Here is a 20,851-nt window from a genome sequence, read left to right as displayed (position 1 = left end):
TGTTTACAGAATGTCGATCGCTGCTTTAAACATGCTTTATATATATTCAAATCACCTTGCATGCTTATTAAATACTGCTAAAGTAGTCTTTAATTAATTAATGACTGGTTAAGTGTTCACTTATGAGATCTGAGCAAGCGTCAAAGTTGGCGAATAAATTGGGTGATTTAATACGTCAGCATCGCACTTTGAATTATACCCAAAGTACGTTTGCGAAAATGATAGGCGTATCCCGTTCAACGGTGCAAAAACTTGAGCAAGGCGAGGTGGTAAAAAGCGATATATTGTTTGAAGCTTTAGTTGCGCTTCAGCTACAAGGCTCGTTGTTAGACGAGGTTAATGAGTTAGTTGCGGATGCTGGTGGTTATAATGCAAGGCAGCGCAAAGGCCGTAAAACTCAGGAGATTAATGATGACTTCTGAGGCTTATGTTTTTATTGATGGTTTGGAAGACGCCCCCGTTATTTGTGGCTTTTTCAAGCTAAACACAAAAACAGGTCGTGGGGAATTTAACTACGGTAAAAGTTACCTCGCACGGCCAGATGCGTTTGCTCTTGACCCTGTGCATTTACCGCTACAGTCTGGCATTTTTAGCTATTCGGCGAATAAAGGTATATTTGGCGTATTAAGTGATGCCGGTGCTGACTCATGGGGTCGTAAGCTTATACTTTCACTGCATAATACTAGACCCAAAAACGAGCTTGAGTTTTTACTAGCTGGGTCTGGATATGGTGTCGGTGCGTTGGTTTTTAGTTTGTCGCGCAATGCATCAAAGCATAAAACAAATAAAAACACGTTAGCCGACTTAGCGTTTTTAGATCGAGCCAAGGACGATTTACTCGCTGATAAGGCTATTTCACTTGAGGCAAAAAAAGCCTTTGAGTTTGGCCAAAGTATGGGTGGAGCAAGGCCTAAAACATCAGTGAAAATTGGTGAGAAACTTTATTTGGCAAAGTTTAATCGTCAAGACGATTTGTTCAATTTAGTAAGGGCTGAGCACAGTGCTATGCGTATGGCTAATGAGTTGGGGATTCGTTCTGCAAATACCTATATTCATGAAACAGAAAATGGAGATGTTCTCTTAGTTGAGCGTTTTGACGTAAGCGGAGGCTTACCAACACATCATTTCTTGAGCGCTAATAGCTTGTTGCAAAAGCCTAAAGTCGCGTTAAGCGATTTAGCTACTTTCTATAGCTACGCTGAACTGGCTGAGTTTATTCGCCACCATACGGGTAAATTTGCGGATGATGCTACTGAACTATTTAGGCGAATGGTGTTTAACGTATTTATAGGTAATACAGATGACCACAGCCGAAACCATGCATTTTTGTATAATTTTGCTGAGCAAACGTGGCGCTTGAGCCCCGCTTACGATATTACTCCAATTAATAACTCAAAGCAGCACGGCCTAGGGCTTGGTGATGATGGCCGCTATGCGAGTATCGATAATATTCTGTCGCAAGCTAAACGCTTTGGTTTAAATAATGCTCAGGCCAAAAAAATTATTGCTGAGATTGAGTGTTATGTTCGTCAATGGCCTGCTCATTTTAAACGTTTTGCTGATATCAGCGAGGTTGACATAAAGCGTTTAGAAGGCGTAATTCCTTCCATAAGTTAGTGAGTATAAGGAGATTGAAATGTATACCTTATCCATTCAACAGCGTCTCATTTTGTTAGGTTCAGCGTCATTGCAGTCACTCTTAGAGCAGGACTGTAAATGAAAAATGTTCGACCTGATAGCATTCTTAAATCATACATTTCGCATATCTCTGCGCTAAAATAGGCCCACAGTGTTAAGCATTGCTTTCAATATCATCAATCACATCAATTTCGTATCCTATTGCATTTTCTATTGCACTTTCTATTGCACTACCACTACGACCCGCTTAATTGGGGCTGCGCAATGGGTTATACTTACCAAATGAATTATCCCGTTCCCGCCAATCAGGTTGAAGTCCTGTTTGAAGTAAAGAAAAGCAAGTTTATTGCGATGGCAGCATTTGCCAACTCTCGCGAGAGCGCAATGGCTGTGCTTGATGAAGTAAAACAGCGCTATCCCGATGCACGACATTACTGCTGGGCCTATATTTTTGGTCCTCCAAGCTCTCCCGTAAGCGCCGCTATGGCCGATGATGGCGAGCCAAGTGGCACAGCCGGCAAACCTATTTTAAACGTGCTTCAGCATAAAAATATTGGCGATGTAATGATTGTAGTGACTCGTTACTTTGGCGGCATAAAACTAGGCGCTGGCGGCCTAGTTCGCGCTTATTCTGCATCGGCGCAGCAAGCCATTGAACAGCTTACTGTACGAGAAGAAGTTACCCTTCACATGCTTACCGTTGATGTAGACTTTAAACACGAACAATTTGTTAGGCATTTGGTTCAGCAAGCGTCGGGGAATATTGCCGACTGTCGCTACGCACAACAGGTAAGTATTGATATTCAAATACCCGTTACCCACGTAGAAGAAATAAAGCAGCAGCTCGCGCCCATTGTTAATCAAGACATTGAAGGCCATTAAGTTGATAGCGCAGACGTTGAAAGCCCGCACGTTGAAAGTAGGCAAAGCAAATTGAATGATTCGTCAGTATGAGTGCCATTATGAAAAGCAGACTTCAATATCTCTCACACTACCCTGAGAGACTGCAACAACAAATTCAACAGATGATTGACGACAACGCGTTGGGAGATTGGCTGCGCGCCCGCTACCCTGCCACTCACTCAGTAGCAAACGACAACGACTTGCGTGAATATGTAATGGGGCTTAAAAACCAGTATATGAAGAAAACGCAACCGTTGAGTAAGGTCATATACGATCAAAAAATCCATATTGTGAACCACGCCCTTGGATTGCACTCTTATGTATCTCGGGTACAAGGCGGTAAATTAAAAAGTAAAAATGAACTGCGAGTGAGCAGTTTGTTTAAACACACGCCCGAGCCATTTTTGAACATGATAGTGGTGCATGAATTAGCCCACCTAAAAGAGAAAGAGCATAACAAGGCCTTTTACAAACTGTGCCAACATATGCTGCCCGATTACCATCAAATTGAATTTGACGTGCGAGTCTATTTAACTGAACTAGAATTAACAGGGTATGTTTATGATTTGCCCAAGGAGGCCTAATGGATTTTCAATTTCGCACTGATATGTTAGGAGAACCTTCCGCCAAATGTGACCTTGAATGCGAAGCTTTTGGCGATTGGTTAAGTAACGATTTAGGTACCGATCGCGAAAGCATTAATACAGTGCTAAATGCCATTGAAAACCTGCTGTGTCGCAACATTCCTGATTACCAATTTATTGGCAAGGAATACACGTTAACCATTGAAGACGACGAAGTGATACTTACCCTCAATCACAACGAAACCAGTCACAAAGAATTTGCCGAAGATTACGACCAAGAGATGCAAGCAGGTTGCGGCTTGGCAGATTTCAAGCATCTGCTACAAGAATGGAAGGCGTTTATTCGTTAATAAACACATTAAGAAAGCCATCGGTGAATAACGTCGTAGATGGTTTTATTACCCAGCAATCCAAGGTGACTGATGTTATTCCCCACCCACTGATTCTCCGGTTTAAAATTAAGAGTAAACGCTTCATTTTCATGAATGCCTAGTGCGCTATTAAGGGGCACTAAACCATCACCAACGAGATGCTTATTTATAGCATTTGGCGATGCCGAGGACGTAGTGGCAATAGCAAAACACGCTACCCCGTCAGGCAATGGAATGGGCTTGCGTTGATCACTCGCAAAATCAAAAAGCCGTTCAGAGTGGGTGTCGCTTTCAACGATGTATCCGTGCCGAAGGTCGGCAATACCTGCACTGCGAATTTGAGTAATGCGGGTTAGCGGAGCCGTGAACTGATGCATACCTAAAAATAGGTCTACCCAGTTGCCTGCTTTTTCAAGAGGCGCACCGTGATGTGGGGTGCCAAGAAACACTAGTTTTTTCACATACTCGGCCCATTGTACATTTTCTTCGGCCATCTCTGTTTTTGCGGCCGCTTCTGGTATGGCAGCTTTAGCATAATAAAGCGCGCTTCTTGTGACTAACCCGCCCATGCTATGGGCAACCACTGAAATATCTAGTGAGTGCTGGCTTTGTAACGAGTGAAACTGATTCGCTAACTTGCCTAAAAGTGCATTCAACTCCATCCCATTTTGATAGATATGTCGGCCCGTATTATAGTGCAAATAAGCCGTGGTACATGAAAGATCATTAGTAAGATAATACCCATGATCGTGCTCGCTTTGCCGCCACTGCACATCATTCATACATAAGCCATGCACCATAATAAGAAGCTTGCCTTTAGACTCTGCGATGTGTCGCGCCAATGCATTTAGCTCTATATCATTGCCGTGTTGACGAAATGTCATGGCGATGGACAGCGGGCTTTGCTGTGTATGAAGGTAATCGCCTATAACGCCATTTATGGCTGAGAGTAATGTAGGTTTTATTGATGAAGGTGATGGTGAATGCGTTGATGATGGCGGTGATGATGGCGGTGCGTCTTCGCTTACATTGCCGTTTGCACTATCACTAGCACTGCCACCGACACTGTCTTTGAGGTTGCTGCTGCCTCTGTTATTCAAACTGTCGTTTAATACCGAGAGCGGCATACTAATGCGCTTGCTTATCTCGCTGGTAATGCCACGTATACTGTCGTACACCATGCCAGTAATATCACTGCTAAGCGCCTGTTTTGATTTTGGTGTTGATGATTGTGTTGATGGTGCCAGCCAATTTAGCGGGTTAATACGGTTGTGCATTGTCTCAATTGCCAAGGTAAGTTGAATAACCGCCTCGGCAATTAGCCGATTAGCCTCTTGCGCCTGAGAGAGCTTTTTTGTTTGAGTTTGTTTGCCAGCATTTTGGGAATCAGTAGCTTTGGTATCAGTAGCTTTGGTATCAGTAGCTTGGTCATCTGTTTTTGGGTTAGACAAAGCATGCCCTTTCTATTATCAAGTTGATCTAAGCATAGCAGTAATAGCGCAAGGGCAATCTAATTATTAAACTGCACTGTTTTTTGATAAAAAAGTGCACTAAATAAGGACAAAAAAATTACTCGTCACCCAACATAAATTCGCTATCTTATTTTTAAAACAAGCGTATTATCCGCCGAATATTCACGCTTGAGTCTTTGAGCCAAAAATGGCCATAGGTTTTCACCACACTAAAGAAAAAACCTTACTGCGGGTATCGTTTTACGTAGCGGGTTTGTTTGTATTTATCGCACTTGGCTTTGCTTTTATTACCCATTCAGCCGCCATCCTGTTTGACGGCGCCTACTCACTCATTGCCTTTTTCATGTCGTTGCTCACGCTAAAAGTAGCAAATTTAGTGCAGTTGCCCGATGACGACCGTTTTCATTTTGGCTACACGGCCATAGAGCCTACGTTAAACTTATTCAAATCCATTATTATCATTGCCACATGCTTATATGCCGTGGTGGGAGCTATTGGTAGCCTTGCAGACGGTGGCATAAAGGCTGAGTATGGCTATGCCATAATTTACGGTGTTATTGCTACTACTGCGTGCTTTGCTGTGTCTGGCTACATGAAGTATCAAAGTAAGCCATTGCGTTCAGACCTAGTGGCAGTAGAAGCTCACACTTGGTTTGTCGATGGCGTATTGAGTGCGTCAATCTTACTCGGCTTTGCTATTGCATACGGTATTGAACAAACCCGTTTTGCTGAGTATGCCTCCTTTGTCGACCCTGTCTTGCTTATACTATTAGGCCTCGCCATACTGCCTGTGCCTTTTAAAATTATGCTCGACAGCCTAAAAGAGGTGATTAATAAGGCTCCGCCTGAGTCGGTGACAACTGTGATTGAAAAGCGATTAAAGCAAACCTTGATTGCAGTGCCCTATCAACATGTTGAAGTACGGATAAGTAAAAGCGGACGAGATATTTATTTACTCGTGCATATTATTGTTGATAAATCGTTTTCCGTGGCAACCATTAGTGAACTAGACGATATTCGCATAGCCAGTGAGACCGCCATGCGACAGTGGGATCCAGCCATTATTATGGATATATTGTTTATTGCTAATCCCGCGTTAGCTGATTAGCTGTTGGGTACTATGCGCTAAATCGTACTTACAACATTCTTGAAATCGGTCTCGACAAAAAGTGCTTCGCACACAAGATATTGATCAGCGTGATTAAGGAGAAAGTGACTGCGACGGCAATTAAAAAGTGCTGTCCATTCACTATATTAACCTGAAGGTTGTCTTCCAAAAACCGTCTAGATATTACTACGCCAAGCAAAACCACGGGCAAGGTCACGAAAAAAGGGACAACTTGTGCGAGACCGTTTTGAATACTCAACGCTTTCTTGTTCGCTCCTATTGCCAGTAATGCTCCCAAACGTTTCTCTTCTAGCTGTAAATTGGTTCGGGAAATATGAAAGATGTTAAACAACAATAGTAAAGCCAATATACCGGATACCAAAAGTGCACTCCGTCGCGTGGTATTCTCAAGGTATTCCATATTGAAAAGCTGTCGGCTTACCAGAGATTCACGCTCAATACTGTAAGAACCTGCATTTTCATCCGCCCATGAAGTTAAAAATTGCTCAAAATCGTCTGCATGTGGCTGTTGGATTAATGCAAAAAAACCTCTCTCTAACAATGTAGGAATAGTGCTAAACGGCTTATAAAGCATGGGCCGCTCACGATTCGAAAAACCATAATGTGGAACATTTTCAACAATACCTGCTATTTCCACGACTTTGGTATTCATAAAACCGCCAACCACCAGTTTCAGTCCCAGCAAATCGCCTAGGTTAGTTAGCTCAAGCTGCTTGGCAAAGCGCAGGGCAAGGTGCTGGTTTACCACCGCTTCACCTCGGCTCATTTCGCTCTTGCCAGCAAGTAACTTTATATTTGCCAGCGCGAACAAATTTCCAGAGACATGCAGCGAGGTGGCCTCCACAGCGTTCTTTGTTTGTCCCTCAATGGAAACCGTATCCCTCATTGCTACAGGGTTTACGAATGAATCAAAGGAAATAGCGGTTTTATTTGCAAATCTGTTATCGAAGTTACCCGCTTTGAAGTTTTCGCTTAACGCTACGTAGTTTTCACTTAACACTTGAAACTCAATCACATCCAATGAATACGTATTTGCATCAGCCACTTTTTTTATCTCGTGCACGGTAAGCGTCATTAAGAAAACGCTTGTTACCAGCATGACTTTTTGCAAAAACGCACTGTACTTTAAAACACGCAACTGCGAAGAGGTGAGCGAGTCGCTTTTGCTGGAGGATAACATCATTCTTCGCATTGCAGAAAGATAGGGCAGACTAAAAACAGCGCACAGCAATAAGCAAACCAATAAAGAAACTGGGATAAATAGCGCTAAATCTACTGCGAGTGCCTCTGTTTGGAAGTATGTGGTAAGCGTTTCAGAGTTTGACATTTGAGTAAGCGCAAAGCTATACAGGCCAAAACTCACTACTTGGCTAACAATGAGATTCGGTAGTAATTCTAGAGAGCATTCTTTGAATAGGTCAGCCTTTTTAGCACCAATGGCTCGTTTAATAGTAAGCTCTTTCTTTCGCTGAATGAGCTGCCCTATTTGGGAATAGAGCAAGCTACTGACAATAGCCAGTAACAAGATACTCGACAAAAATAGCAGAGCTTGCCATTGTGCCAATATTTTGTTTTTCGTGATGGGATTAAGCTCTACACCCTCTGTAATAAGCAGCTTGTGTTGCTCTTCTACAAATTCTACTGTATTTCCAACATCTAAATCGACTAACCCATATGCTCCCATCAAGTCTGGTATAGAAATACCGGGCTCTATTTTTGCAAATACATAGTACTGGGGCGCACCACGCAAATAATTGCGCGTATAAACAATATTATTCTGTAATTTTTGAGGGTCTGCCTTTTCTCTTTCAGTTAACCTAAAAGGAGCAAAGTGCTCTAATTGACTGTCGTGAGCATAAACGCCTATTTCTAATGTACTCCACCTCGACATTGAGTCAGGCACTATTCCAGCAACTATGTATGGTGTTTTGGTATCGTAGATTGTGATTTGAGGTTTTTCATCTACATTGAAGTCACTTAGGTATTTTTGCCAAAAACCCGCTGTAACAAACACAGACAGTGTATTGGTTTCGAGTGATTTCAAATCAGAAGGAAGTGTTAATAATTCAATAAGCGTTTCATTTAAAAAACCAATATTCACTTCGTCGCTTAAGGTTTTACCCACTTTAATTTGGGAACGTTCTACACCCAATTTTGCAACTTTAGATACGCCTTCTACTTTTTCTAATTTCTCAGCGTGGTACCCCTTAACCGCAGGGCAAGATCACGAACATTTAGTACGCACTTTAGCATAACTGATTGACCCCGATCTTCAGCTGTGATCAGATACTGGCTTTTACGCGGAGCCAGTTTATGAACATCGATATTTTTGCAGAGCACTTTTCAGAATTAGAAGACCCAAGGCAAGCCGCTAAGGTCGTTTACCCCTTGTTTGACGTAGTGTTTTTAACGCTTTGCGCAGTCATTGCTGGCTGTGAGGGCTGGGAAGATATTGAAGATTTCGGCGAAAACCGCTTTGACTGGCTGCAAGAACATGGCTTTTTTAAACTGGGTTTGCCGGTACACGACACCATCGCGCGGGTGATGTCACTGCTGGACAGCGAAGCCTTGCAGCGCTGCTTTGCCAGTTGGATGCAGGCTTGTACAGAGCTTACCGATGGTCAGGTGGTCGCAATCGACGGCAAAACGCTTCGCGGCTCCTACAACCGGGAAGACCGCTGCTCTTCTATTCATATGGTTAGCGCCTTTGCCAGCGCCAATGGTGTGGTAATGGGCCAGGTTAAAACGGACGAGAAGAGCAACGAAATTACGGCGATACCTCAGCTACTTAACTTGCTGGAGCTTAAAGGATGCCTGGTCAGTTTGGATGCAATGGGATGCCAGAAAGAGATAGCGCAGCAGATAGTAGATAAAAAAGCTGATTACCTGTTGACGGTTAAAGGCAACCAAGGTCATCTGCACGATGCAGTAAAACAAGTCTTTGCGGGTAAAGCGCATAAAGATAGTGCAGCGCAGTCACTGGAAAAGAACCGTGGGCGTCTAGAGTACCGTGAATTCCAGGTCTGTCCGGCCAGCGAATTACCGGAAAAACTCAAAGCTGCCTGGCCAGCGCTGACAACCTTAGGCATGGCAACGACTTACCGGGTGGAAAAGCACAAGCGTGCGGTGTTAGAGCAACGTTATTTTATCAGCTCAGCCGACCTTACCGCAGAAAGGCTGTCCCAGGCAGTACGCGAGCATTGGTGTATTGAAAACCAGCTGCACTGGGTGCTGGATGTGAGCTTAAGTGAGGATGCGTGCCAGATATACCGTGGTAATGCAGCAGCCAATCTTGCCACGATGCGACACTTCGGCTTGAATATGTTACGCGCTGAGAAGCGAAAAATGAGTATCAGAAGAAAGCAGCGTCAGGCATTGATGAATGAGGCTTATCTTGATGCGGTGTTGGAAGCTGGCATGAGTGTGGTGATTAAATGACCACTCGTAATCTCACCCTGCCCTTAACCGGCTTCACTATATTGCTCATATTGGTACGTACTAGCGTAACAAGCTTAGCCTTTGACCCTACAAAATCAGGCCTGTCTGAGCCAACCACAACGCCAACTTGTAACAACACACTTATCAAGGCTGTTAATAAGCTAACTGATAAAGCAATGACTAAGAATTGAAACTTTGCATGACGCCAGCGCCTAGCAGCGCCCTTGAGGTCGTGAACACTATTGGTATGCAAAGTCAGATTCATGGTGATTACACGTGCAGTCGCGACAATGTTCCATCATCCATCTGGTATTGGATTGGAAACATATTGGCAATGTCTAAATCATGAGTTACCACCAAAATAGTAGCGCCTGATTGGTTTAAACGCTGCAGCAGGCTCATAACTTTAGCGGAATTTTCTTTATCTAAATTGCCGGTAGGTTCATCGGCCAAGATTATGTCAGGCTTATTGATTATTGCTCGTGCAATGGCCACTCGCTGTTGCTGCCCCCCAGACAATTGGCTAGGGAATGCATTGGCTTTCTCTAGCATGCCTACTTCGGTTAACGCATCAGTCACCAGCGCTGTATATGCTTTACTGCTGAGACTTTTGTTGTATCGCAGAGGTGCGCAAACGTTTTGCGCCACGGTCAGGTCATTGATAAGGTTGAAATTCTGAAAAATCCAACCTATGTTTTTGTTCCTCAGAATAGACAGCTGCTTTTCTTTAAGCTGTGTTGTAGGAAAGTCGCACAAATCGTATTGGCCACCCGATAACGACTCTAGTAGCCCAATAATACACAGCAGCGTGGTTTTTCCACTACCCGAGGTGCCTCGAATTGAGGCCATATCGCCTTCATTGATTTGTAGGTTGGCGTTACGCACAGCATGGTAAGAGCCTTTTCCGCTTACAAAGCTTTTGCTGACGTTTTGCAAATTAATTAGCGTTCTAGGAACTGATTTCTGCATAACTGATTGACGCTCGAGATCCATATTCGTCTGGTGAGATAAGAAGTACCGTTTCGCCTACTTCAAGCCCGTCACTCACGTACATTTCGGTTTCTGAAATGGCGTTAATGAGCACATGTCTTAGCTCAAATGTCTGTGTGTTCTTATTGAGAACATACAGGGTATAGCGACTGCGCGTATCCGTCACATGGGATATTTTAGGTAAACCCACTAAAGCCTGTTCATCATTGGAGATGACTTCTCCCGATATATTCATATTAGGAATTGCGCCGTTCGGCAATGTCGCATCAAAGGCTGCGTCAAACTCAATCTGATTTTCCACAACATAAGGAGACACGCGTGACACTCTAGCGGTTACCCTTTCCCCTCTGATATTAATTACCGTACTCATGCCCACCTGTACCTTCGCGGCTTCGGATGCGGTAACGGAAAGACGTGCATACATATCCAGTGGATCAGCAATTTGAGCAACAAAGTCTGCCTCTTGAAGCGTTGAGCCAACGTCCAACCCATCGTTCATCAGTGTCACAACGCCACTTTCTTGGGCAAGAATATCAAGCGATTTCACTTGTTGCTCGACGTAATCCTTTTTACTAAGCAGGATTTTTAACTCTGCCTGAGCGACTTCTGATAACGCTTGATGTGTATTGGCTAATGACTGCAGCTTTCTCTTTTCTGCTTCCAACGTAACCCGCGCTCGCTCTACACTCGCCTTTAGTTTGACGTAATTGAGATGAGAAACGATACCTGAATGATAAAGCTGCTCCGTGGCGTTCAATTCAATTTCAAGTGAATTTAAGTCAGAAGTCGCAAACGTAACGTTATTTTTTTGCTCTAGCAGAGCCTGCTGAGACGTAATTACATCAGATTTACCTTTCACTTTTTTCGATAAAATAGACAGTTCAAGTTCTTCTATTTCTCGATTAAGGGAAGGGTTCACCAGCCTCACCAATACATCACCACGACTGACGACTGACCCAGGGCTCACATTAACTTCTGCAATCTTGCCAGAAACATCAGTAGTCACCATAGAGGAAAGCAAAGGCTGCAATTGGCCAAACACGCGAACGGCATTACTAGCAGTTACGGGATAAGCTTCAATAAGTAAGTTACTTTTAGTATCTCTATCGCTAGTGACTAAGTATTGCCAAAGAAATAGACAGGCGCAAATAGCAAACAAAACGACTATGGGGCCTTTCAGCCATGTCGCCCTACTTACTTTTTCTAGACTAGGAATTTCCATACCCACTCCTTGGCGTATAATTTTAGAGGGTTAGAAGGTTAAAAGTAACTGAATATCAGAACGCCCAGAAACGGCATTCACTAAAAAGGCATGGTCTTCTTTAATAGTGGGGTGATAGGCAACCACAGCTCCATATGCATCTTCAGGCATGTTGAAATAAAACATGACATATTGGTGGTCTGCTTCAAGTTTAAGCACTGAAGACGGGACGGTCACCGATTTAGGAAGGTCAATAGCATCGCCAATAAAGTTTTTGACTTTGTCTACGTCAGAAGGCGCTAAGCCAAGCACTTCAATGACTTTATCTCGTGCTAGAAGAGTATTAGTTGTTGTATCAAGTAAATATAACTTTGGCATTTTGGGATTACTTACCCCGTCACCAACAATGTAGTCTTGATAAATGCGTGTCATCTCAGCATAGCCGACGACTGTGTTTGCAACTGCGACATTCGAGGCGAAAATAGCGAGCGCACAAATGGCATAAATATTTTTCATATAGATTCCTTCCCATAACGTTGCAACAACTCTATGCCATCATAACGTGTACCACTGTTTATTTTTTTACCGTACCTCATTGGTACCATGAATAAAAGAATAATGAATAATGAATAATGAATAATGATGCAACAGTTCAATTTATTCAGCAATACCGGTGATTAGATTAGAAAACATTCTTCACATCAGATATGTGAGCTACCCATTTTGCTGCCGCTTTCTTTTATCAAAAGCATTAAAAACTTTTTCAACAACGTTAATAGCGCCATAGTTATCACCAGATATTGTTAAAACCGTCTTTTTGCACAGATTACACATCAATTTAGGAATGCAAAAATAACTATTCTTTGGCAATGGCGCTATTGAAAACAGTACTTAACATTGGAAAGTGTAATGGAAATAGTAAAAGATAATCAGGTTAGAGATCTCTCAATTGACGAAACTTATGAAGTAAATGGAGGTAATCCATGGTTATGGATGGCACTTGGGTATGTAGGAGGAAAAATTTTAGATTCAGCTATGGGTATGTCTTGGGATAGTGGCCGCACAAGTTCAGGCGGACAAATGAATAGTAGTCTCAGAAGTAACATGTTTCGATAGTACATATCTTTATTAAACAATTAAGCAGCAGCTTGTCTAAACTTATACTCAGTAGATAATGTAATTTTTATCATTGAGTCAATTATTGAAGCTTAATTCAAACTGACGTTTGTGATTTGCTTCTAAGGCGATTCACATGAATAAATACTTCTCTTTGGCATTGATAAGCACGATTGCAGGAATGGCTTCAACAATTGCAAGAGATATGAGTGTTGATAGCCCCCCTGTTGATTTTCTTTTAGGCAGCGCCCCTTCATTTTTCTTCATTATGGGAATGCTATTTTTTTCGAAAGTAATGGTTGCCAACGACAAGTATAACCAAAAATATCCTGCCTTTGTTTTGCTTGGAACCCTCCTTTATGAGATCGAGCAAATTTGGAGCAGCAGAGTTTTTGACATATACGATATTCTGGCTCTGCTATTAGGGTATTTTCTATTTTTAATAATTATTTGGGCATTGGGAGTAGAACTAAAAAAACAAGCATCTACAGAATAGTTTGCCTGGTATCGCGACAAAAGCTATCAAGCTGCTCAAAGTCGTGTTTAAACTGAAGATCGCCAATGACTGTCGCAATAAGGTAAGAAGGAATTGGCTGCGGCATGGTAAAGGTTTATTCACCATCGCGCTGCGTTTGAGGATCGTTTGTCGCGCTCATGACAGCGAATAAGCTTGGCGGTGTCTAAAGTGTGGCCTCGTAAGTCACACGCTCGCGTGGGGAATCTTGCAATGGATTAAAGCCTCGGCCGTGAACGGCCTGGGCTTGAGTAAATCAGAACGGATGCTTTTTACCTGCGGTTTGTGTAGGCTTAGTGGCCACTGAGAAACAGTGGCAATAGAACCATTATAATTGGTTAAGCTAGCGCTATCTCTACTTCAATATTGCCGCGAGTTGCATTTGAGTAGGGGCACACTTGGTGCGCTGCATCTACTAGCGCCTGCGCTTTGTCTGTTTCCACATCACCAAGGTCAACGGTAAGCTTAACGGCAATGGCAAAGCCTTGCTCAATAGGCCCAATAGACACATCGCCAGTTACGCTAATGTCGTCTGACAATTTCATTTTTTGTGACGCCGCAACGTGCTTCAGGGCGCCGATAAAACAGGCTGAGTACCCTGCTGCAAACATTTGCTCAGGGTTTGTCCCCTGCCCACCTGCGCCGCCAAGTTCTTTTGGTGTAGAAAGCCCAAGCTCAAGTTTTCCGTCACTAGACTTTGCCGTGCCTTCTCTTCCGCCTGTTGCCGTTGCTGTGCCGGTATAAACGATCTGTTGTAATGTATGCATCATAAACTCCATTGTTAAAAAGAAAACTGCAAAACAATAAGCGAAAACTTTACTTAGTCGCACTTACTTTGCATGCAAAGTAAAATAACACTATCTCGGCTTGAAGTTCAAGTACTTTGCATACAAAATATAAAACTACTATTGGATTGGAGTTGCCTGTGTCTGAATTATTAAAATTAGAAAATCAGCTTTGTCATCGCTTTTATACGCTTTCCAATGCATTTACACGTGCTTACAGGCCGCTGTTGAAAGCGCTGGATATTACCTATCCGCAGTACATTACGCTTATGGCTTTGTGGGAAGCGAATAACATCACCATTGCCGAACTATTAGAGCGCACTGCGATTGATGGCGGAGCTATGACGCTCATTCTTAAAAAGCTTCAAGAAAAGCAGTTCCTCACAATTGAGAAAGACGAACACGACAAGCGGGTAAAACGGGTACTGCTTACCGAGGAAGGTAAATCGAAAAAGCACATTGCCCAAGACGTACCTTCGCAAATGCTGTGTAAATTAGACGGCATGAGCCACGAAGAAAGCGTGCAGCTGCGCCACTTACTAGACAAACTGGGCAGTTGCTTTGACGCAGACGACTAAAGATAAAGAATGAAAATGGATTCTTGACCTGTCTATCACTTCATAGTTTACATTCACGTCGCAATTAACAATGTATGGAGTTATGCGTGTATCGTATTTCTGAGTTAGGTGAATTAGTAGGTTTATTGAGAACCACGTTAGTGTACTGCTTTTCAACGCCTTCAGCGCTCGTTTCCATACCAAGACTTCGCGCCATCTCCAGTGTCATTTTCATAATTTGCGATAACGCTAGAAATGGTCAGACGCTCATGAAGCAGAAGAATACTGCGACATTTCAGCATCAACTTCTTGCGCATATTGCGTTAGGTGATGCGCTAAAATGTTTTCCACTCTTCTCATGATGTCTTTGCGTTGGTGATCAAAGCCACGCCTATCAGCGTGTTTGGCCTGTGCAAGGTAATATTCAATTCGGTTTTTACGTAATAAGTGAGTTTTTCTATTTACGTTAAATTCCATGTTGGTGTAAGTCTCTTCCACATCCGTAATGTCTGTATGATAAGGCTTCGCATTATCCTCAGCAGTAGCTTGAGTTACAAAGGTATTCCCATTGCTTACTACCCCTATCATGACGATGAGTAAAGACACGACTATTCCTGAAGAGATCCATTTTAGAAAAGACATTTATTGCTCCTTGTTTCTGGCTTCCATTTCATCAGCGCTATAATTTTTGGCTTTATCACTTTTTGCCATCGCTGGTTTACATACTTGCGACAAAACACCTATTACCTTGCATCAGTAGTAGCACTGAAACTGTAAATTGCTTGGTTAACTTTTATGCGTTATCAACCCATTGCTTCCTCGTTATTGCAGATTTCGAATGCAGATTTCGAACCAGAAGAAAAAATAATTAAAATCATACATTTATTAAAAACGGAGTGAGATAACTGTGCTGATATTGGAAGTTTCTACACAAGAAATAGTAAAAAACACCGAGTAAAATATACCCTACCGAACTGTAAAGAAGGCATTGATAGGCGGGGCCGACTGCTCTGAAAGAAAAGCGTAAGAAGTAGCCTTTAGAAAGTTGAAAACTAGTGTCAATATCAGCCCGTTTTCTGCTATCATCATCTCAGCGAACACTTGTTCACTGAAGCTCACAAAAATGACGATAAAAAAGCAATAGGATTAGTCATGTCAGAAATGCGAGACCAACTTGAAAGCATACCCGCAAGGGCATACTCGGTAATAGAGGAATGGCTTAATAGTATTAGTCATGGCGTCGGTTTGGTTGCTGCCATCGTTGGCTTGGTATTTTTACTCTACCGCGCTGAAGGCACACTTGCCCTCGTTACCGTAGCAATTTATGGCATCACCCTTATTCTGATGTTTTTAAGCTCTACACTTTACCATGCTACTTCACATCATAAAGCTAAAGAATGGCTTAAGCTTTTCGACCACAGCGCAATATATTTATTGATAGCGGGTACTTACACACCTTTGCTTTTAGTGTCTATCGGTGGCGTGTTGGGTATGATAATGACCGGTGTTATCTGGAGCCTTGCATTTGGCGGCGTCGCCTTTAAGTTAGTAGCGCAGCATCGCTTTCCAAAAGTGTCTGTTATCACTTATCTGCTTATGGGCTGGATAGCCATTGGACTTATTTATCCTCTTTATATGGCATTACCTGGGGCTGGATTGTGGCTACTCGTAGCAGGGGGGCTTTGTTTCAGCGTGGGCGTCTGTTTTTACGTGGCAAAAAAGGTAAAATATACTCACGCCATATGGCACGTATTCGTTATCGGCGGATGTGGTTGCCATTACTTTTCAATTTATTATTTTGTGGTTTAACACTCGCTGTGAATACAACTGAAACTGAGACTAACATTACTGGCAATAACACTACTGGCAATAACACTACAGATAGGTCACCCGCCATCGCCTGGTTCTCACTGAAAGCGGGCAAGATATGTTTGGGCAAGAAGCCTGTTGCCGAAGCCTATGGTGCATTAAAGGGCTTAGGTGTGACTCACGTGGCAACGGTTCAAACCGGCGAAGAACAAGCACCAAATGTTCGAGACAGCGCATTGGAAAATGGTTTGGAATGGTTGTGGGTGCCCTTTAGTCATCCTTCATCTCAGTCGCCAACAGATGATGTTCACTTACATCATTACCTCCATGAGCTATCAAAAATGTTATCTGAAGGTGCCAGTATTTATTTGCACTGCGATGGCTCTCAGCATCGCTGCAGCTTACTGTTTTACGCACTTTGCCACTACGTAGGCATTCCATCAAACAGCGCTTACAATGCTCTGCATAGCTTTGGCCGAAATGCGGCGAACAACCTATCACGATCTGAGCTAACTTGGGCTGCTGCACTGGGTCATTCAGCTCCGCATATCTAATGTTAAATAGAGCCACCTAGCAGCTGGTGGCTCAACACTAACTTTCTAAGGTCATCTTACTAACTTTTGCTCTTTATAGTGTTTGCTAGTTCTATTATTTGAGCGTTGGTATTGGCAATAATGGTGACACAATCTCGCCAATACGACGAAACAGCTGCATACGTGTGGTGCCTGAGCGCCATACCAACCCAATCTCTCTAAAGCCTTTTTCCTCCGCCGGATAACTTTTAAGCCCCGTGTGCTCCAAAATAGACTGGTTAATCGCCAGCTCTGGTAAAAAGGTATAGCCCATTTTACTGTTTGCCAACTGCACCAAGGTATACAAGCTACTCGCGGCAACACTGCTTATTTGGTCGCTATGCTGTAAGTTACATGCACTTACCGCATGCCCAGTCATACAATGTTCTTGCTGAAGTAAGAAAATACTTTTCTTAGGCAGCGATGATATATCAACTGGATTAGGCAAGGTAGGTAGCATATCTTCATGGGCGATAAGGTGAAATGGGTCGTGCCCTAATACCATTTGCTTGCACCCTGGGGTTTCCATTGGTAACGCGAGAATAAGCAAATCTAATCTACCATCTGTTAGCTGTTGAAGCAGCTTTTCAGTCGTATCTTCCTGCATCTCTAGATTAATCTCTGGCAAAAATGCCTTAAAAGCCCCCAACATGCCTTCAAAAAGAAAGGGCGCAATAGTAGGGATAACCCCTAGCTTTATCGTACCTCGTTGCCAATTCCCCGCATTTTGTGCGTATTCAACCAATTCACCCGCTTCTTGCAGTATTAACTTACTGCGCTCCACAATGTCTAACCCTAGCGACGTAAACACAAACGTTTTATGTTCGCGCTCTAAGAGTTGACTACCGAAATGCTCTTCGAGATTTTGAATAGCAGTACTTAATGTTGATTGGCTCACATTGCAACGCTGAGCGGCACGATGGAAATGCTGCTCTTGATGTAGAGTTACAAGGTAGTGTAAATGCTTAAGGTTTGGCCACTTCATACTCATCTCATAATTGATTAATAATATAATTCTTAATCTAGCATAAAGATTACGAACAGCACATTAAAAACCGATAATCGTTATAAAGAATTCTCAGCTTCTCTCTGGCTAGCGACATATTCTGAGTTTACGATTACAATGATATAGGTTCTGCAAATACACCAATACATAGACAATAATGCTAATGAGGACACTATGAAGGGACACTATAAAAACATTCTTTGCGTGCTGGGCGATTCTCACCGCCAAGATGATACAGTGGCACAGGCATTACATATTGCGAAAACCCATCAAGCTAATATTACTGTTGTGCTGGCACTGGAAGCGCTGCCTCCTAATGCCAATATGATTATGGAGTCGTTTTCCTACATCGAATCTCAGCAAAGTATGGAGACTCAAGCTCAGCAATGGTTATCAGAACAGTGCAAAAACTGGAGTCAGCATTATCATATAGACACTAAGGTGATGATAGGCGACCCGCTTATTGATGTTGTGAGCTACGTCGTGAATAACAATATCGACTTGGTGATTAAGCGCGCAGAGGAAAGCTTTTTAGATAAGCTATTCGGCAGTTTAGACATGCGCTTGTTGAGAAAATGCCCGTGCCCTGTTTGGGTTGTGCATCGCAAACCCAAAAGCCAATATAAGAATGTGGTTGCTGCACTCGACCTCAACTATCACTACCCTAAACATGAAGTCTCCGTGCGAAAAGAGCTCAATCGCGACATACTTCGCCACGCAAGTCAGATTGCTTTACTTGAATTCGCTCAACTGCATGTTATCCATGTATTCGACGCAGTTCCTGAAAACATAGCAAGAGACGGGTTTATCACCGTCGACAACGATAGAATGGAACACGACCTTGCCAAAATATTTGAGGAGCGTGATACTGAACTTGCTTATCTTCTCAACGAGCTGGCTGAAGAGCTAGATGATGACGTTCTAGATTACCTCAAACCGCAAAAGCATATTGTCCATGGCTATCCTCGTCGAGAAATTGCGGCCACTGCAGCGTCTGTTGGTGCAGACGTGGTTATTATGGGTACTGTGGCAAGGCTAGGCGTCCCGGGTTTTATTATGGGAGGCACCGCTGAAGAAACTATACATCAACTGAACTGCGCGGTTGTCGGTATAAAACCTAGAGGGTTTCAGACGCCTATTTCCATAGATAAGAAATGATCGGTTGGGCAAATTAGTCCGAGCCAATCCTGTATAAGAAATTAGATTAAATGCCGGCTCCAAGAGCCGCGCATTCGACTAAGTAGCTTTGACCAACCAGAGAACCTGTTATTAGTCATGTCGTAGACTATATTTGTATGTCGGTGGCTATTATGTAACGCCTTAGTGCTTGATTTTTACGTTCCAAGAGCCCTCTTTTTAAGCTTCATAACTCCTAACCACACAAGCAATCCGACGGGGATAACTGATATGCCGATGGCTGCATCCAGATTTAAAGTGGGGTAGAGTTTGTGAACCGACTTAATAAGATACCCAGTTAAGCCCACCAAATAATAAGTGATGGCAGCAATAGAGAGCCCCTCAACGGTTTCTTGCATGCGAAGTTGCGTTTGCGCTCGCTTGTTCATTGCCTCAAGAAGTTGATTGTTCTGATTTTCGACAATCAAGTTTAATCTGGTTTGGAGTAAGTCAACAGACTTCGATGTCTGATCAGCAAGCTCCTCAAGCCGTTTATTCACCGAGTAGCATGTTCGCATGGCGGGCCACATTCGGCGTTTTAAAAACTCACCTATCGTTTGGTAACCACTCACCGGCACTTCATTGAGATCGACAAGCCTGCTTTTCACCAACTCAAAGTAAGCATCTGTAGCGGAGAAGCGAAACTTTGTTTGTGCAGTGATATTTTGTATGTGCATTGAAATGTCGGTAAATTCTTCTAGGGTCTGACTTTCTGAGTGAATACTTTTATCGGCACGTTTTTTACTATCACGGTGTTTATCTGAACCTTGAATTTGATCAAGAGCACTAAACAAGCGGTGTTCTAAGCGTGTAATTTCAGCACTCGCTTTGTGCGCTTCTGGCAATGCTAAAAGGGCCATATTTCTATAAGTAGATACATCTAGCACCCTTTGGGTAATTCTGCCTAATCGCCACCCCTCAAGGTGCGAGCTAAGAATTAATATCCTATTCATGCCTTCTTCGTGTATTCGTAGGTCTGTCCATATTTGGGCATCTCCTTTGGCCACTTTCGAACTGGCAACGGATTCCGGCGAAAACTGAGATTCTATAACTGTATCAATATCATTGAAATCAGACTCACATCGAATGGATAAATGCGTAGCAACTAATATTTCTCCCTCTGTAGAGGCTATCCACTTTGAAAAAAATTCAGGTACAGACAGCGTAAAAGGCCTTGATACACCAACGGGAATGAAAATATTGTATGCAGTAAACTCGCCGTGCCTTTCCCACTTGATGCGATTGCCTTTTAAACTCTCGGTGTAGTGTTTACTGTTTTCCTTTGGCATGACAAGAGCGTGGTCTTGGCAGAATCGCACTAAATGTGAATACTCACATGCAGAAGCCGCCTCACCCGTAAATTTGACGAACATGAAAACATCCATTGGCGCCTGAATCGACTCAAAAGGACGGGCATGAATTTCTTCAGTTAAGGTTTCTCTTAGTGGGTGAAACCGTTGATTTTTTAACCACATACAGTATTCTCCTTAAACAAGGCATGCCCTAGTTACCTGTCTTTTCGTGCTTTACATTAAGTCTTAAAAAACATCAGTAATAAAAAAACGTACCTGAAGGCTTAAGCGCTGCCAA

General features: G+C 43.0%; 23 protein-coding genes and 1 pseudogene. 13 read left to right on the top strand and 11 right to left on the bottom strand.

The genetic code is table 11. The annotated features are described in order from the left end of the window. The first annotated feature begins 122 nt into the window (after positions 1-122). From ACOJR9_RS04230 to ACOJR9_RS04210, 5 genes are all read left to right on the top strand, one after another. Positions 123-422, top strand: coding sequence for a helix-turn-helix domain-containing protein (locus tag ACOJR9_RS04230; protein ID WP_269517472.1), 300 nt, complete (start codon positions 123-125; stop codon positions 420-422). After that, a complete protein-coding gene (locus tag ACOJR9_RS04225; protein WP_420936045.1) occupies positions 412-1,617 on the top strand; it encodes a type II toxin-antitoxin system HipA family toxin in 1,206 nt (401 codons plus the stop codon). Before ACOJR9_RS04230 ends, ACOJR9_RS04225 begins: the two co-directional genes overlap by 11 nt. Before the next feature lie 303 nt (positions 1,618-1,920). Continuing rightward, complete coding sequence (locus tag ACOJR9_RS04220; protein WP_420936044.1) at positions 1,921-2,520, top strand: YigZ family protein; 600 nt, start codon at positions 1,921-1,923, stop codon at positions 2,518-2,520. 80 nt (positions 2,521-2,600) lie between these two features. Next, positions 2,601-3,125 (top strand): YgjP-like metallopeptidase domain-containing protein, encoded by a 525-nt coding sequence (locus ACOJR9_RS04215; RefSeq protein WP_420935129.1) that lies wholly within the window; start codon positions 2,601-2,603, stop codon positions 3,123-3,125. Further along, a complete protein-coding gene (locus tag ACOJR9_RS04210; RefSeq protein ID WP_420935128.1) occupies positions 3,125-3,475 on the top strand; it encodes a YacL family protein in 351 nt (116 codons plus the stop codon). The genes ACOJR9_RS04215 and ACOJR9_RS04210 overlap by 1 nt, the downstream gene beginning before the upstream one ends. A gap of 8 nt (positions 3,476-3,483) precedes the next feature. Here ACOJR9_RS04210 and ACOJR9_RS04205 read toward each other — a convergent pair whose 3' ends face one another. Then, positions 3,484-4,947 carry an esterase/lipase family protein gene (locus tag ACOJR9_RS04205; RefSeq protein WP_420935127.1) on the bottom strand — a complete coding sequence of 488 codons (1,464 nt, stop codon included), beginning with the start codon at positions 4,945-4,947 and terminating at the stop codon, positions 3,484-3,486. 208 nt (positions 4,948-5,155) lie between these two features. Here ACOJR9_RS04205 and ACOJR9_RS04200 point away from each other — a divergent pair, with 208 nt between their 5' ends. Then, positions 5,156-6,076 (top strand): cation diffusion facilitator family transporter, encoded by a 921-nt coding sequence (locus ACOJR9_RS04200; RefSeq protein ID WP_420935126.1) that lies wholly within the window; start codon positions 5,156-5,158, stop codon positions 6,074-6,076. A 28-nt stretch (positions 6,077-6,104) separates the two neighbouring features. Here the strand turns inward: ACOJR9_RS04200 and ACOJR9_RS04195 are convergent, their stop codons facing one another. Next, positions 6,105-8,249: an FtsX-like permease family protein gene (locus ACOJR9_RS04195; protein WP_420935125.1), complete on the bottom strand. Its 2,145-nt coding sequence runs from the start codon at positions 8,247-8,249 to the stop codon at positions 6,105-6,107. Positions 8,250-8,410: 161 nt separating this feature from the next. On the opposite strand from ACOJR9_RS04195, the gene ACOJR9_RS04190 reads away from it, so the two are divergent. Next, a complete protein-coding gene (locus ACOJR9_RS04190; RefSeq protein WP_420934092.1) occupies positions 8,411-9,535 on the top strand; it encodes an ISAs1 family transposase in 1,125 nt (374 codons plus the stop codon). Here the strand turns inward: ACOJR9_RS04190 and ACOJR9_RS04185 are convergent. The 4 genes from ACOJR9_RS04185 to ACOJR9_RS04170 are packed head-to-tail and all read right to left on the bottom strand — an operon-like array spanning position 9,528 to position 12,242. Further along, complete coding sequence (locus tag ACOJR9_RS04185) at positions 9,528-9,800, bottom strand: hypothetical protein (RefSeq protein ID WP_420935124.1); 273 nt, start codon at positions 9,798-9,800, stop codon at positions 9,528-9,530. The two genes, ACOJR9_RS04190 and ACOJR9_RS04185, sit on opposite strands and share 8 nt — an antisense overlap. Positions 9,801-9,805: 5 nt before the next feature. After that, complete coding sequence (locus ACOJR9_RS04180; protein WP_420935123.1) at positions 9,806-10,504, bottom strand: ABC transporter ATP-binding protein; 699 nt, start codon at positions 10,502-10,504, stop codon at positions 9,806-9,808. Further along, positions 10,485-11,747, bottom strand: coding sequence for an efflux RND transporter periplasmic adaptor subunit (locus ACOJR9_RS04175; RefSeq protein ID WP_420935122.1), 1,263 nt, complete (start codon positions 11,745-11,747; stop codon positions 10,485-10,487). Before ACOJR9_RS04175 ends, ACOJR9_RS04180 begins: the two co-directional genes overlap by 20 nt. A 30-nt stretch (positions 11,748-11,777) precedes the next feature. Beyond that, positions 11,778-12,242 (bottom strand): hypothetical protein, encoded by a 465-nt coding sequence (locus ACOJR9_RS04170; RefSeq protein ID WP_420935121.1) that lies wholly within the window; start codon positions 12,240-12,242, stop codon positions 11,778-11,780. A gap of 393 nt (positions 12,243-12,635) precedes the next feature. Between ACOJR9_RS04170 and ACOJR9_RS04165 the strand changes: the two genes are divergently transcribed. Then, a complete protein-coding gene (locus ACOJR9_RS04165; protein ID WP_420935120.1) occupies positions 12,636-12,842 on the top strand; it encodes a hypothetical protein in 207 nt (68 codons plus the stop codon). 136 nt (positions 12,843-12,978) lie between these two features. Continuing rightward, positions 12,979-13,338: a hypothetical protein gene (locus ACOJR9_RS04160; protein ID WP_420935119.1), complete on the top strand. Its 360-nt coding sequence runs from the start codon at positions 12,979-12,981 to the stop codon at positions 13,336-13,338. 46 nt (positions 13,339-13,384) lie between these two features. On the opposite strand, the pseudogene ACOJR9_RS04155 reads toward ACOJR9_RS04160, so the two are convergent. Then, positions 13,385-13,648 (bottom strand): annotated as a pseudogene (locus ACOJR9_RS04155) (aminopeptidase); the annotation flags it as partial. Positions 13,649-13,694: 46 nt separating this feature from the next. Beyond that, on the bottom strand, positions 13,695-14,123 hold the full coding sequence (locus tag ACOJR9_RS04150; RefSeq protein WP_420936043.1) for an organic hydroperoxide resistance protein: 429 nt from the start codon (positions 14,121-14,123) through the stop codon (positions 13,695-13,697). Positions 14,124-14,281: 158 nt separating this feature from the next. On the opposite strand from ACOJR9_RS04150, the gene ACOJR9_RS04145 reads away from it, so the two are divergent. Further along, positions 14,282-14,719 carry a MarR family winged helix-turn-helix transcriptional regulator gene (locus tag ACOJR9_RS04145; RefSeq protein WP_420935118.1) on the top strand — a complete coding sequence of 146 codons (438 nt, stop codon included), beginning with the start codon at positions 14,282-14,284 and terminating at the stop codon, positions 14,717-14,719. A gap of 246 nt (positions 14,720-14,965) precedes the next feature. Here ACOJR9_RS04145 and ACOJR9_RS04140 read toward each other — a convergent pair whose 3' ends face one another. Continuing rightward, positions 14,966-15,340, bottom strand: coding sequence for a hypothetical protein (locus tag ACOJR9_RS04140; RefSeq protein ID WP_420935117.1), 375 nt, complete (start codon positions 15,338-15,340; stop codon positions 14,966-14,968). A 510-nt stretch (positions 15,341-15,850) separates the two neighbouring features. On the opposite strand from ACOJR9_RS04140, the gene trhA reads away from it, so the two are divergent. Both trhA and ACOJR9_RS04130 read left to right on the top strand, forming a co-directional pair. Continuing rightward, positions 15,851-16,507 (top strand): PAQR family membrane homeostasis protein TrhA, encoded by a 657-nt coding sequence (gene trhA / locus ACOJR9_RS04135; protein ID WP_420935116.1) that lies wholly within the window; start codon positions 15,851-15,853, stop codon positions 16,505-16,507. Positions 16,508-16,515: 8 nt separating this feature from the next. Beyond that, positions 16,516-17,061, top strand: coding sequence for a hypothetical protein (locus ACOJR9_RS04130; RefSeq protein ID WP_420935115.1), 546 nt, complete (start codon positions 16,516-16,518; stop codon positions 17,059-17,061). Between the two features lie 94 nt (positions 17,062-17,155). On the opposite strand, the gene ACOJR9_RS04125 is transcribed toward ACOJR9_RS04130, so the two are convergent. Next, complete coding sequence (locus tag ACOJR9_RS04125) at positions 17,156-18,064, bottom strand: LysR substrate-binding domain-containing protein (RefSeq protein WP_420935114.1); 909 nt, start codon at positions 18,062-18,064, stop codon at positions 17,156-17,158. Positions 18,065-18,259: 195 nt separating this feature from the next. Between ACOJR9_RS04125 and ACOJR9_RS04120 the strand changes: the two genes are divergently transcribed. Further along, on the top strand, positions 18,260-19,243 hold the full coding sequence (locus ACOJR9_RS04120) for a universal stress protein (protein WP_420935113.1): 984 nt from the start codon (positions 18,260-18,262) through the stop codon (positions 19,241-19,243). A gap of 176 nt (positions 19,244-19,419) precedes the next feature. Here the strand turns inward: ACOJR9_RS04120 and ACOJR9_RS04115 are convergent, their stop codons facing one another. Beyond that, positions 19,420-20,736 carry a DUF3422 family protein gene (locus ACOJR9_RS04115; RefSeq protein ID WP_420935112.1) on the bottom strand — a complete coding sequence of 439 codons (1,317 nt, stop codon included), beginning with the start codon at positions 20,734-20,736 and terminating at the stop codon, positions 19,420-19,422. Positions 20,737-20,851 lie beyond the last annotated feature (115 nt).

The organism is Alteromonas ulvae (genome assembly GCF_048987005.1).
Lineage (GTDB): Bacteria > Pseudomonadota > Gammaproteobacteria > Enterobacterales > Alteromonadaceae > Alteromonas.
This window is presented reverse-complemented; position numbering and strand designations above follow the sequence as displayed.